Genomic DNA, 13,734 nt, shown 5'->3' on the forward strand with positions numbered 1-13,734 from the left:
CATCTCAAAACCCGGTTTCGCGAGTAACCTCTATGTAATGTTGGGTAGCCTGGTTGTGGTTTGCGCTATTTCTGGGTGCCAAACCACGGTAAATTTCCGTTTTAGAAGGCAACGAGCACGATCTATGGTGCAATTTCATATTCAAACCGATAGCGAAATTCCAGCGTCTACTCAGCTTTACGATCAGATTTGGTTTGCGATCGCATCTCGCCAATATCCACCTGGGTATCGTTTGCCCAGTACCCGTCAGCTGGCCATGCAGACAGGGTTACACCGCAACACCATTAGCAAGGTATACCGACAGCTAGAAGAAGCCGGAGTCGTCGAGGCCCAGCCTGGTTCTGGTATTTATGTGCGTACTCAGGGCAGTGTCGAAATTGATAAGCCGCGATCGCCTTTGCTAGCCCAGTTTCCCAAGGCCCAGGAACTGGTGGAAAGCAGCCTGGATGAACTCCTCCGTCAGGGCTGTTCACTCCATCAGGCCCGTGAGCTATTTCTGGGTGAAATTGACTGGCGGTTACGCTGCAGCGCCCGAGTTCTGGTCACCACTCCACGCCAAGATATTGGTGCGGGTGAATTAATGGTGCGCGAGCTAGAACAGGCACTGCGAATTCCGGTGCAGCTAGTGCCCTTAGAAGAACTAGAAGATGTATTGTCCCAAACCCGTTCGGGTACAGTGGTGACTAGTCGCTACTTTATTAATGAAGCAGAAGCGATCGCAGCGCCGAAATCGGTGCGGGTTATCCCCATCGATATTTATGACTATGCCGAAGAGCTTGGCCAGCTCAAGGATTTACCCAAAGACACCTGTCTTGGTCTCGTCAGTCTTAGCTCCGGTATTTTGCGAGCAGCTGAAGTCCTTTCCTATAGTCTACGCGGTGACGAAATTCTAGTAATGACCGCTCAAACCGAAGACGAACAAAAACTGTCGGCGGTTGTGCGCAGTGCTCAAACTATTGCTGCCCTAGATAAAGCCAGCTTTCCAGCCATTAAAGAAGCGCTACAGGCAGCGAGAGAAGACATTATTCGTCCACCAAAAGTGTTCTGCTGTGAGAACTATATTGGTGAAAAGTCTATTGAAGTACTGAAGCGAGAATTGGGTCTGGATTAAGGCATCTAAGGGAACAGGATTTTATGAGATCCATCCAAAAAAATCTGCAGAGGCGTTCCATGGAACGCCTGTACGGCAAAAGATAGGACCTAGTTGAATCCTTATTCCTAAGTAAAGCTGACAGCGTCTACAGAAGAAGCTAATATTCGGCATTGTTGATTCTCGGGATGGATTTGACTGTCCAGGACTGTCAAATAGTAGTGGTTACAGATCGGCTCATCCCATCAATCAGCAATCGCTCATATTCGAGATAGTTTGGCTTTTTGCCTGGCTTTTTGCCTGAGTAAAGGCTAATGCTAATGGAAGATTTGTCGGTAATGCCGCTAGGATGTCTCATCCCTGGGAAAGGTTTGACTGCAGATGCCGATCAAGATGATGCGACGGGCAGTCACCTTTCCCTGATAGCAATGAGTCTATAAGGACTGCGTGTGCTTAGCGATTGTGGTTCATGCGTGTTTTGCTAAATAGGGCTGTAATGTATTCATGCCTAACCAGTTAGTGTCTCCTAATGCTCTATGCTCAGTGGGGGCAGTCATTAGGCGTGATTCGATGCCTGCCCAAATTTGAGGCGACACTCTGACAGCGATTTGCTTGCACCGGATCATCAGCTCACAGATATAAAAGTAATCAGCGAGTGCTTGGGCATCAGTTGGTGATAAATGCCAATCATCGGGAGAAATACCTAGGCTGCTAAACCATAGCTTGAGAACTCTGGTTTGAAATATCTGCTTTTGATACTCAGATGTTGCTTGGGTAGGAATGCTGGATTTAAGTGTTTGCAATCTTTTGAGTAGATCTAAGCAATTGACAGAGGTGAGAATATGGAGACTAGCAAAGCGTTTGGTTAGGATGATGCCACGTGCGATCGCGCGTGTAATATCCAGATCAGACTCATGGACACGGGTCAGTGCATGGTTGAGTGTTAGCGTCCGCGCAAGATTAATATCGATAATGCGAGCGTGGGCTGGATCGAGAGCCAATGCCAGGGCGCGAGCACGTTCGAGGATGTGAGTGTGGGCCAATTCACGATTGAGTTCGCGATTAAGGGCGAGGGCAAGATAAATAGCGGATACCCTTTTGGCTGCTGGGTTAAAGCTGCTCAGAGAATTCGCTGTTGCGTCGGTCGCCCACTGAGTTAGGCACTGTAGTTTGATAGAACGAAGGCATTGGTTCGCTTTTTGTTCGAGCGCTGCTAAAAATTGGTTGGCTCCTTGTTTGCCGGTCAATAACCCTGGCGTTAATAACAACACCTCTCGCCAACGTCTGTCGGCTGCATGAGCGGTAATCACCTGCTCCCAGTGGTGATTATCTGTTAAACATTGGGCAGTGAGATATTCTTGCAGGGTGAGATGAGAAAACGAATAGGCATCTTCAGCGCGCTCTACTAAAATACCCTGCTGAACTTCAATGGCTTGTAAGACAGCTTCCCCATCTAAGGTTTTAGGGACGTTGAGGTTGCTCGCCAAAAAGTCTTTAATTTGTACTGTTAGCTCTCTTCGAGAGAAAAATAGCCGATTTGCTTCAAAGCCAGCATAGGCAATTTCAGATAACAGTCCTTCCTCCAGCTCAATACTCAGCCCTTCATAGATCTCATCACGATTGATCCGCTTTTCTGCGGCCCATTCCTCTAAAAGGATACGTAATGCCCGCTGATACAGGCTGCTACGATTAGCTGGAAATCTCTGCGAGCGGTCGTAGACGAGGCATAAAAAGGTGAGCAGTAGGGGAGTGTGGGCTAACTCTTTGGCAGCTCTATTTTTCTCTTCTTGTAATGTCTCCCAGCATCGTTGACTGGTGGCACGTTCCATATCTTGTTCACTGCTAAACCAGTTAACAATGAACTGTTCAATTTGTTCATTGTCAAAGTCCGCCATGCCCACATCACTAAAGCGAGTAAAGCCACCGTGGTAGGCTGCAGTTCGGCATGATCCTACGAACCGGTTTTGATCGTAACGATCAACAAAATCCTGAATGGTACAGATAACATTATCGAGATTGGCGGTGGGTACTTCATCGAGTCCGTCTAATAAAATTAGCAACTTACCTTGCCTCAGGGCCTGTTGAACAAATTCAGCAGGGGCAGGAAATCCACAGTTGCCAAATTCCTCGGCGATTAGCATGGCAATATCAATATCATCCGCCTCAAATCGTTTCAGTTCTAATAAAACAGGAATTTTTCGATGATGATAAGCTGTGTACTCGTGATGAAATGTTCGCAATGCTTCCAGCCCTAGTTTGCGCAGAAATGTAGATTTGCCTGCACCTGGTGCGCCTAGAACCATCAGGTAATGTTTTTCGTTAGCCACATCAATGCCAGAACGCTTTTCATTGCGGTTACGTCGACCGATGGCACTACGAAATCGAGTTTGTCGATATTGTTTTTCCAAAGCTTGAGGAGATTCAAACCCCAGGATGTCATCTTCATCGAGGAACTTTACACCTGTGTAGACCTTTGCCAGGTCTACGGGTTCGCGCATTCCTAAGACCTTGAGCTGGCAATGACGTTGCCTGTAGGTATGCACATATTTCCTTGATGCGTTAAAAAAAAGATTCTGTATTTCAGCAACAGCTTGACTGCCGACTCTCGGTAAAAGATTAAATGCAAAGTTGGCAATGCCTTCTGCGACTGGTTCCGCCAGCAGTTCTAAGCCGGTCATGTTCGTTGATTGTTACGCCATAAACCATTGTGCCAAGAGTCTGCATTCTCGGGGAGAGGGGGAAGCGACCTGGTTATCTAGGCTTCAGGGGGTAAGATGCCGGGTGTTTAGAAGCTATCGAGTTTTTTCGGACGTGGGTTGGTATTATTTGGCACTAGAGAAAATCAATATATGCAAATTGTTTTTCTTCGTGTATGGTAAGGATGCGGAATTCAATGCCTGTCCAAACATCAGGATAGACTCATACGTTAGCTCCTTTGCAACGTGCTATTAAATCACAAAAGTAGAATATTTGAAAATGTGATTACCTCCTCCAAAGAGAAACCAATTAATCGAGGTGTCCTCAAACGAGGGCTGTTGCTGAAGCGATAACAGAATCCTGTCATATCTAAGGTTTCTTCAAAGTCAGCTATCTTTGCACTCATTAAAGGTAAGGTATTAGGGGATGTCAGTGTAGGTCAGAAGCAGGAGTGGGGCCTAGGGGAGTTCCTTACTGTTGCTGTTGTTTTTTCCAGGTATCTGTGAGTAGGCCAGAATATCCCCAGTTTTCCTCATTGATTTCCTGAATAACAATATGAATGTGCTCAGGCTTTTTCCCTAACACACGCACAAGGGAATCAGTTACATCTTTGACTAGCTCTGCTTTCTGTGCTCGTGTTGCACCTGTTGTAATCTGAATATTGACGTAGGGCATGATTTTGACTGTTCCTATCGAGACCTTTAATGACTATTCTGCCAGAATGCCTGATGGACATTTGCGATTTCCATTTCCACCTCGGCTATGGGGCCAATAACAGCAATTGCTTTTTGTCCCCGTTGAAAAATCTCGCGGCAAGGGACATCAAGGGTAGGATTTTCAGGATGGTTGCCCGTCAGTTCCAATAAGCGTGACTCGGAGAGACCATAGACTAGTCGTCCTACGTTGCCCCAATATTGAGTGGCGGCACACATTGCACAGGGTTCCACCGTTGTGTAAAGCGTGCAGTCCCACAGATAGTCTGGACCAAAGTTAGTAGTAGCTGAGCGGATAAGTACGGATTCAGCGTGGTTAACGGTGTCCACATTGCCCTGGCTGAGCAGAGTTGTTTCATGGTCTGGAGCTACCAGTGTGGCACCGAAAGGATGGTGACCAAAAGACTGGGCTCGTAATGCAATTTGATTAGCATAGCGAAGATGGCGAATGATCTGAGCCAGCGTCGGTCCTTCACTATCGATAGATACTTTAGGTAAAGGGTTAGGGAATTCAGCCATAGGATTCATGCACCATATATTAGTATCTTGCAGATGAAATCATAGTTTGGTGCAGCAACGCCAATAAAATAACAGCCTGTACCCCAATCAAGGCAAGTAGTCTTTCATCGTCAGAGTTCAGGATGCTATTGGCTGTGACTAACACCCCAGGCTCTAGTGCTCGCTACCCTAACGGCGGTTCCCCAGTTAGTAAATTTAGTCACCGAATTCTCTAACCTGCTTACCTATGGTAGTAATCAAGACAAAAAAATTTAAGACTACCTTCACACTTATAGCCATGGCGAATCCTTTCAATCGACGTAAATTTCTGGGCTATGGTGCGGCCACGGCTGCTACCAGTCTCTTGTTAAAGGCTTGCTCTCCTGGGGCGACACCAGAAGCTACCACTGAGAAGGCCACCGCAACACAGGCCACTGCTAAAGAGGCTTCAAGTCTGGCAATTGTTTTACCTGGGACGATTACAGACGGTGGTTGGAATCAACTGGGTTATGAAGGGGTCAAGCGAGCGGGAGACGAACTGGGGCTGGAAGTAGCCTATGTGGAACAGGTCAAAAATGCGGATCAAACCGAAGCGCTGACGGATTTTGCGCGTCAGGGTTATTCTTTGGTGGTGGGTCACGGTGGCCAATTTGATGCGGCGATTGAGCAGGTGGCGGCCCAGTTCCCTGAGACGTTCTTTTTAGGTGTTAATGGCGATATTGTTGGTGACAACTATGCTTGTGTGCGCACCAACTATAATCAGATGCTTTACCTCAGCGGCATGATTGGTGCGGCCATGAGTACAACAAAGAAAATGGCCTACCTGGCGGGAATGGAGTTTAAATCTACTCAGCAGCAAGGGGTGGCAATGGACTTGGGGGCTAAGGCGATGGACCCCAGCGCCGAGGTGGTTTCTAGCTTTGTAGGAGACTTTAACGATATTGCCAAGGCGAAGGAATCGGCGTTAGCGTTGATTTCTAGCGGGGTGGATGTGATTTTCCATAATCTAGATAAATCGGCTCCTGCGGTATTGAAGGCCTGTGAAGAGGCGGGTGTCTATGCCTTCGGTAACAATATTGATCAGTTTGATCTGGCTCCTGAGGCGATTTTGACTAGCGCTATTCAAGATATTGGCGGAGCGATTTCGATGGTGGCTGGTCTGGCGGGGAAGGGTGAAATTGAAGGTAAGAAGTATGTGATTGGTCTAGAAACGCCTGAGTTGGTTCGCTTTGGCACCTTTAATGAAGCAGTGCCTGAGGAGGTTCGTGCTCAGGTTGAGACGGTGGCAGCAGACATGGTGGCTGGCAAACTGACTTTTGAGGATGCTGAAGAGAATGGTAAGGCGGCAGTACGTTTAGTAACCTCATGAGCGATCTGCAGCTGGTTAATATTACCAAGCGATTTGGGGATTTTACGGCCAACGATGGTATTAGCTTGACGGTTCATGCCGGGTCTATCCATGGGCTTTTAGGAGAAAATGGTGCAGGTAAGTCTACATTGATGAATATTCTCTCGGGGTTGTACCAGCCAGACGAGGGAGAGATTCTGTTGGACGGTCGATCGGTGCAGATTAAGGCTCCAGCCGATGCCATTCGCCGTGGGATTGGTATGATCCATCAGCACTTTATGCTGGTACCTCAGCTGACGGTGACAGAAAATATTATTCTGGGCTGTCCTGGGGGCTTGCATTTGGATATGCGATCGCAAGCCCAGCGCATTACCGAACTCAGTCAAACCTATGGTCTAGATGTGCCGCCCCTGGCCCGTGTTGAAAATCTACCCGTAGGCATTCAACAGCGGGTGGAGATTCTCAAGGTGCTCTACCGTCAGGCTCGCATTCTGATTTTGGATGAGCCCACAGCGGTGCTGACCCCAGGAGAAATCCAGGGGTTTTTGGAGACCTTAAAACAGCTGGCCAGTCGTAACCACACCATTATTTTTATCAGCCACAAGCTGGATGAGGTAATGGCGGTATGCAATGAGGTGACCATTCTCCGTCGTGGTAAACAGGTGGCCTCCTGCGCTACGGCTGACACTAATCGTACTGAGCTGGCACGGCTCATGGTGGACCGTCATGTGGAGATTAATTCACGGCCCGAACCCCAGTCTACGGGCAATGTTGTGTTAGATGTACAGGATCTTTGGGTGAGCACTGAACACCAGGTGGAGGCGGTGCGCGGGTTGTCTCTACAGGTGCGAGCTGGGGAAATTGTCGGTATTGCTGGGGTGGATGGCAACGGTCAGCGGGAATTGACGGATGCGATCGCAGGTCTTCTCCCCGCTAAAAAAGGCTCGATCAAGATTCATGCAAACCCATCCAAAGGGACCTCCAAACCATTTGCCTACATTCCTGAAGACCGTCAAAAACAGGGACTGGTGCTAGGGTTTTCAATTGCCCGTAATCTAATTCTCAAAGCCTTTACGCGGCTGCCGTTTTGTCGTGGGTGGCTGCTGCAAAGAGAAAAAATCAATACCAATGCCCATCAAGCAATTCAGGCCTTTGATATTCGCACTCCCACGTCTCAGCTGCCCGTGGGTCAGCTGTCTGGCGGTAACCAGCAAAAGGTGATTTTGGCCCGAGAACTAGCGGGTGATCCGGCGCTGATTATTGCCATGCAGCCCACCCGTGGTCTCGACATTGGGGCCACTGCCGAGGTGCAGCAAAGCCTGCTGGCTCAGAGGACTCGCGGTGCCGCTATTCTCTATATCTCGACTGAGCTAGAAGAGGTGATGGCCATGAGCGATCGCCTGGGGGTGATCTATCGCGGTCAGCTAGTGGATATGCTGGATGCCAGCACCGCTACCCTCGAACAGGTGGGGTTACGCATGGCCGGTGTTCATACAGGAGTTACCCGTGAGCCGATCTATTCAGAGCCTGCGTAAAACTCTGAAGCCAGAGCAGCGATTGCGGTCAGCTCTGCTGCCGGTGGTGGCGGTGCTCAGTGCTTTGCTGGTGGGGGCCATACTGATGATTGTGGCTGGGGCAAGTCCCTTAGCGGCCTATGGAGCTTTGTTTCGCCAGGCCCTGACTACCTACTTTGGGTTTGCCGATACGCTGACCAAAACTACACCGCTACTGCTGGTCAGCCTTGGGGTACTGGTGGCTCTGCGGGCAGGCCAGTTTAACCTGGGTGGAGAAGGACAAATCTATATGGGGGGGCTGGGCAGCTTACTGATTGGATTGGCGCTACCCGGCCTGCCACTGATAATTCACCTGCCGCTGGCGCTGTTGGGTGGCTTTGGTTTTGGGGCTGCCTGGGGAGCCATTGCTGGCTATTTAAAGGTGGCGCGGGGGCTCAATGAAGTGCTGACGACACTGTTGCTCAACTATGTCGCCCAAAGTCTGATTAGCTATTTGGTCAATGGTCCGCTCAAAGCGGCCAATGCCCCCAGTCCTTTTTCTGAACTGGTGGCTGAATCGGCCCGGCTGCCAGCAATTTTACCGAAAACCCAGGCCCATGCCGGTATTTTTCTGGGGCTGATCCTGGCGGGGGTACTTACCCTGGCTTTTGCCCTGACTGCCTGGGGCTACCGGGTGGATGCTGTCGGACAAAATCCGGTTGCGGCTAACTATGCTGGTATTTCCGTTAATCGTACAATTCTCAGTGTGATGGCGCTCTCTGGTGGGCTGGCAGGACTGGCGGGGAGCAGTGAGGTGTTGGGGCTAAAGTATCGCCTATTTGAAGACTTTTCTCCCGGCTATGGCTTTGACGCGGTTGCGATCGCACTGCTCAGCCGTGGTGATCCTACTGCTGTGATTGTCACCTCCTTTTTCTTTGGCATTCTCCGCAGCGGTGCCAATGTCATGCAGCGCAGTGCCTCGGTGCCTGTTGCCATTATCTATGCCATCCAGGGCCTAACGGTATTATTTGTCGCCATTAGCCTGGCCATAGAACAACGAGGAACAAAACCAACCGTTGAAAAAACATAGTTTTTGTCATGCCCCCAATTGCCATCCTGACCGATTTTCTCTCTGCCTGTCTCCGGCTCACTGTCCCCCTGACCTTTGCGGCTATGGGGGGACTTTTCTCTGAGCGTTCGGGAGTGCTTAATATTGGCTTAGAAGGCATGATGCTGACCGGCGCTTTTGTGAGTGCGGCAGTGGCGCTGGCAACCGATCAGGTTTGGCTGGCAGTGGGTGTCGCTTTTGCTGTTAGTGCCCTGGTGGGCATGCTCCATGCCTATCTCTGTGTCAGCTTGGGCGTGAATCAGCTCGTCTCTGGCTTAGCCATTAACCTCACCGCCGCAGGGTTGACTACCTATGGAGCCAGGCTGCTATTTGACAGTGGCACAGTAGAACTGCCCAGTATTGCGCCTATCGTCATTCCCGGTCTTCATCAGCTACCGATAGCCGGGATTTTGTTTCGTCAAGATCTACTCTTCTATTGGCTGTTGTTGCTGATTCCTGCCAGCACATATCTGTTGTTTCGGACGCGTTGGGGACTGGTGTTGCGGGCGGTGGGCAATGCACCTCGGGCGGCGGATACGGCTGGAGTATCGGTCACCCAGGTGCGCTATATCAGCGTGATGCTGTGCGGTGGTTTGTGCGGGTTAGCTGGGGCCTATTTGGCGCTAGTCCATGTGCGCTTTTTTGCCGAAGGCATGAGTGCAGGCAAGGGATTTATTGCCCTGGCGGCGTTGATCTTTGGTCGCTGGCATCCTGTTTCTACCGCTCTGGCCTGTCTCCTGTTTGGGGCCACAGAAGCCCTGCAATTAAGAATTCAAGCCTTAAACCTCAATATTCCCTATCAGTTTTTGACCATGCTGCCCTATGTAACCGCTCTGCTGGCGCTGATGGGGATAGCCGGTAAAGCTACCCCGCCCGCCGCCCTTGGTCTTCCCTACACAAAAGAGAATCTATGACCTCTGTCCATTGCCCCCCAAGTCTGCCCAAAGACTTTGACCCTCAAGCTTTTTGGACACTACCGCCCTTATTGGCCGATGCAGACCAACGGTTACAGCGGTTAGCAACAGACATCGCGACAGATTTAGAACTCCTGAGCTACCCTAGCCGCACCTGGGACTATAGCCGTCATACCGATAGCCTGGAAGTGGCGATTATTGGCGCAGGTTATGTGGGTAAGTCAGCAGCCTTTGGCTTACGGCGGTATGGCCTGAGTCAGGTCCGTATTTTTGATCGGTGTTCCCCTGGTCAGGAAGGCCCCTGGCGCACCTATGCTCGCAATGCCACCTTGAGAACTCCTAAAGACGTGACTGGTGGACTGGATTGGGGTATGCCAAATCTTAACTTTCGTCGCTGGTGTGCCGCCTGCTATGGAGATGAGTATTGGCAGCAGATTCGCTATATCCCCCGTCTACTGTGGGCTGACTATTTAGACTGGTATGGCAACATCCTGAAGCTACCGATTCAATACCATACCGACATTGTTGATATTCACTGGCAAGCAGACGAACAATGTTTCTGGCTCCAGACGATGCATAAGGGCATGGGCGAGATCCAAAAAGCCCGTTTTATTATTTTTGCCACTGGCATGGACTGTGCAGGTGGTCAGTATGTCCCGGCAATTGTGCAAACCAGTTTGCCCGCAGACTGTTATCACCACACCATGGATACAATCGACTTTGTTGCCATGGCAGGTCAGCGTGTGGGCATTATCGGGGGTGGGGCCAGCGCCTTTGACAATGGGATTATGGCGCTTCAGGCCGGGGCTGAGTCGGTGGATATTATGATCCGTCGTCCGCAGTTGCCCAACCTTAACCGGATTCGCTGGAGTGAGTGGAATGGCTATCATCGTCACTTTATTGACCTGCCAGATGGGATGAAATGGGCCTACAGTTTGGCTGAGTTGCGGGTAGGACAGCTGCCGCCGCCCCATACCTACTACCAGGCGATCACTCATCCTCGTCTGACACTGTACACAAATGCGCCTGTAAACCAGTTGAACTATCAAAAAGGCGAAGTTGTGGGTCAGTATGGAGAGCTGACGCTACGCCATGATGTGTTGATCTGTGGTACAGGGTTTGTGACTGATTTAGATGCACAGCCGGAGTTGAAGACCCTGGCTCCTTACATCGCCCGTTGGGAAGATCGCTATACGCCGCCCCCTGGAGATGAACACCTGGCTATGGCTCGCTATCCTTATCTGGGTAAAAGTCTGCAGTTTACTCCAGTCTCCTCGGATTATGCCTATCTCAATCGCTGCTACTACCTTTCGTCGGGAGCAGCCTTGCTGAGTGGCTATCGGGCGAATCTTTCGGGTTTGCAATTTGCTCTACCCAGGGTGACCTACGATATTGGTCGTCAGCTGTTCTTGGACCACCAGGATGAGATCTGGGCTGCTTACAATGCGTATGATATTAAAGAATATTAGGGTGTTGGTCGGATCATGTTTTCTCACTGGATTGATGAGCGGTTAGAGTTGCGATCGCTGCAGCTTACCGATGCGGCTGAACTCTTTGCCCTCACTGATGTTAACCGTGCCTACCTGCGTCGATGGTTGCCATGGCTAGACAGAACCACCACATCAGCGGATACCCGGAACTTTATTCGCAATGCTCTAGAACAGTTTGCCGACACCGACGTCGGTGTTGCAGCCATTTGCTATGACAACAGTATCGTCGGCGTTATTGGCTACAACCGGATTGACTGGGATAACCGGATTGGCCATATTGGCTACTGGCTGGCAGCATCTCACCAGGGTAAAGGCATCATGACCCGATCGTGCCAATGTCTGGTGGACTATTCATTTGCCAAGCTGTATCTCAACCGGATTGTTATTTGTTGTGCTACAGCTAATCGGCGGAGTCGTGCCATTCCTGAGAGATTAGGGTTCACTCACGAAGGGACCGCTTGTGAATCAGAATGGCTCTACGATCGCTTTGTTGATCATGAAGTGTATGCCATGCTGCGGAGTCAGTGGCATGGGCAAGAGTAGCTGGGATCTCACACGAGTGTCAGAGAACAAAAGTGTGAATGACGAGTACTCTGTGGTGTAACCCACATTCCGCCCTCTGGATTGTCACATTTGGAATAATGAGCGATGATACACGTCAACATCGTCGCAAAGGGTAGCCTCTTATCGATATCGTCGTCCAAACCGTAGACCATCTAGGCATCGTCGCGGGTATTGTCGATGAGCTGGGTGTGGTTGAGACCATCAATGAGTGTCTTGGCCAAGATCCGCATGAGCAGATCAGCGCCGGGATAGCAGTAAAAGCGATGATCTTGAATGGGTTGGGGTTTGTATCTGCCCCGTTGTATTTGTTCGAGCAGTTTTTCGAAAGCAAAGCCACCGAGCATCTGCTAGGCTCCGATGTCTTGCCTCAGTATCTGAATGATGATCGCTTAGGGCGTGTGTTAGATCGTCTCTATCAAACGGGCATCACATCTGTGTTTTTGGCCATTTGCCTGGAAGCCGTCAAGCGCTTTGACGTTAGCTGTGAGCGAGCCCACTTAGATGCCACGTCGATGAGTGTGTCTGGGGACTATGTACAATCGACTGATACGGGTTCCCTAGCCGCAACGGTGCCGATTCAAGTCTGCCATGGCTATTCGCGTGACCATCGCCCTGACTTGAAACAGTTTGTGATGAATCTGGTGTGCTGGGGAGATGGCGATATCCCAGCCTTCCTCGAACTGGCCGATGGGAATCAATCGGATAAAGCTCGCTTTGCCGGACTCCTCGGCGAGTTCCAGCAACAATGGGAGTTTGAAGGGGTCCATGTTGCCGATTCGGCGCTCTACAGTGCCGATAATGTGCAGCAATTGGGAAGCTTGCGGTGGATCTCTCGGGTACCGTTAACCCTGGCCCAAGCCAATGCCCTGATTGAAGACATCGACGACAGTGCTTTTCGTCCCAGTCAGCGCGACGGGTATCGCATCGCTGAGGTGTGTTGCACCTATGGCGATGTACAGCAACGGTGGATTGTGGTTGAATCGAGCCACCGTCAAGCCTCGGACTTGAAACAATGGGAGAAGCGGTGCGCCAAATCCACCCAACGCAAACAAACTGAGTTAGACCGTCTTAGCCATCAACCGTTTGCGTGTGAAGCGGATGCCCAGAAGGCAGTAGAGCGGTTTGAGAAGACCTTAAACTACCATCTCATCACGGACTCTAACATCGTTAAACAGGCTCACTATGGCCACCCCGGACGACCGGCCAAAACCGCCCCACCGACCTCCGTGAGCTATCACGTTCAGGCCACCTTGACACTCGACCCTGAGGCCGACGCCCTGCAACGGCGCAGAGCAGGACGATTTATCCTGGCCACCAATGTCTTGGCATCACCTGAGATCCCTCTGGAGGAGGCAGACACTGACTCAATCCACCTTTCAACCGATGAGATTCTCTCCGAATATAAGGCGCAACAGGGCACCGAGCGAGGGTTTCGGTTTCTAAAAGACCCATTATTTTTCACCTCCAGTGTCTTTCTTAAATCCCCTGAGCGCATCATGGCGTTGGGGATGATTATGGGCCTGTGTTTACTGGTCTATAATCTAGGCCAGCGACAACTTCGAAATGCTTTGAAAGTTGCCCATGAAACCCTGCCTAACCAACTTGGTAAACTGACTGAAACGCCGACGCTACGATGGGTCTTTCAATGTTTCATGGCCATTCATATGGTCAGTATTAATGGCCAACAGCAGATCGTAAATCTGACCGAAAATCACCGAAACATTCTGCGTTTCCTTGGCTCTGCTTCACAAGCCTACTACTTACTCTGTTGAGAAAACGCATTATTGTCAATGTGCCACTTAAGAGGGCGGAATGTCGG

The 13,734-nt window shown here is 50.3% G+C and carries 11 protein-coding genes; 8 read left to right on the top strand and 3 right to left on the bottom strand.

Annotated elements, in window-relative coordinates; translation table 11 throughout:
* Positions 1–124 precede the first annotated feature (124 nt).
* Entirely contained in the window at positions 125–1,111 is a 987-nt protein-coding gene (locus N836_RS64375) for a GntR family transcriptional regulator (protein ID WP_023075400.1), read from the top strand.
* A 446-nt stretch (positions 1,112–1,557) separates the two neighbouring features.
* Here N836_RS64375 and N836_RS64380 read toward each other — a convergent pair whose 3' ends face one another.
* The 3 genes from N836_RS64380 to N836_RS64390 all read right to left on the bottom strand — a co-directional run bounded on the left by N836_RS64380 (position 1,558) and on the right by N836_RS64390 (position 5,019).
* Complete coding sequence (locus N836_RS64380; protein ID WP_023075402.1) at positions 1,558–3,768, bottom strand: NACHT domain-containing protein; 2,211 nt, start codon at positions 3,766–3,768, stop codon at positions 1,558–1,560.
* Positions 3,769–4,258: 490 nt separating this feature from the next.
* Complete coding sequence (locus tag N836_RS64385) at positions 4,259–4,462, bottom strand: tautomerase family protein (RefSeq protein WP_023075403.1); 204 nt, start codon at positions 4,460–4,462, stop codon at positions 4,259–4,261.
* 26 nt (positions 4,463–4,488) lie between these two features.
* Positions 4,489–5,019 (bottom strand): nucleoside deaminase, encoded by a 531-nt coding sequence (locus N836_RS64390; RefSeq protein WP_235071157.1) that lies wholly within the window; start codon positions 5,017–5,019, stop codon positions 4,489–4,491.
* Positions 5,020–5,296: 277 nt separating this feature from the next.
* Between N836_RS64390 and N836_RS64395 the strand changes: the two genes are divergently transcribed.
* The 7 genes from N836_RS64395 to N836_RS64425 all read left to right on the top strand — a co-directional run bounded on the left by N836_RS64395 (position 5,297) and on the right by N836_RS64425 (position 13,687).
* Positions 5,297–6,367 carry a BMP family protein gene (locus N836_RS64395; RefSeq protein WP_023075405.1) on the top strand — a complete coding sequence of 357 codons (1,071 nt, stop codon included), beginning with the start codon at positions 5,297–5,299 and terminating at the stop codon, positions 6,365–6,367.
* Positions 6,364–7,881 carry an ABC transporter ATP-binding protein gene (locus N836_RS64400; protein WP_023075406.1) on the top strand — a complete coding sequence of 506 codons (1,518 nt, stop codon included), beginning with the start codon at positions 6,364–6,366 and terminating at the stop codon, positions 7,879–7,881. Before N836_RS64395 ends, N836_RS64400 begins: the two co-directional genes overlap by 4 nt.
* Entirely contained in the window at positions 7,853–8,929 is a 1,077-nt protein-coding gene (locus N836_RS64405; protein WP_023075407.1) for an ABC transporter permease, read from the top strand. Before N836_RS64400 ends, N836_RS64405 begins: the two co-directional genes overlap by 29 nt.
* Positions 8,930–8,937: 8 nt before the next feature.
* Positions 8,938–9,861: an ABC transporter permease gene (locus N836_RS64410; RefSeq protein ID WP_023075408.1), complete on the top strand. Its 924-nt coding sequence runs from the start codon at positions 8,938–8,940 to the stop codon at positions 9,859–9,861.
* On the top strand, positions 9,858–11,330 hold the full coding sequence (locus tag N836_RS64415) for an NAD(P)-binding domain-containing protein (RefSeq protein ID WP_023075409.1): 1,473 nt from the start codon (positions 9,858–9,860) through the stop codon (positions 11,328–11,330). The genes N836_RS64410 and N836_RS64415 overlap by 4 nt, the downstream gene beginning before the upstream one ends.
* Before the next feature lie 15 nt (positions 11,331–11,345).
* Positions 11,346–11,894 (top strand): GNAT family N-acetyltransferase, encoded by a 549-nt coding sequence (locus N836_RS64420; RefSeq protein ID WP_023075410.1) that lies wholly within the window; start codon positions 11,346–11,348, stop codon positions 11,892–11,894.
* A gap of 143 nt (positions 11,895–12,037) precedes the next feature.
* Complete coding sequence (locus N836_RS64425; RefSeq protein ID WP_031292849.1) at positions 12,038–13,687, top strand: IS1634 family transposase; 1,650 nt, start codon at positions 12,038–12,040, stop codon at positions 13,685–13,687.
* Positions 13,688–13,734: the final 47 nt, after the last annotated feature.

It is taken from the genome of Leptolyngbya sp. Heron Island J (assembly GCF_000482245.1).
GTDB lineage: Bacteria > Cyanobacteriota > Cyanobacteriia > Phormidesmidales > Phormidesmidaceae > Leptothoe.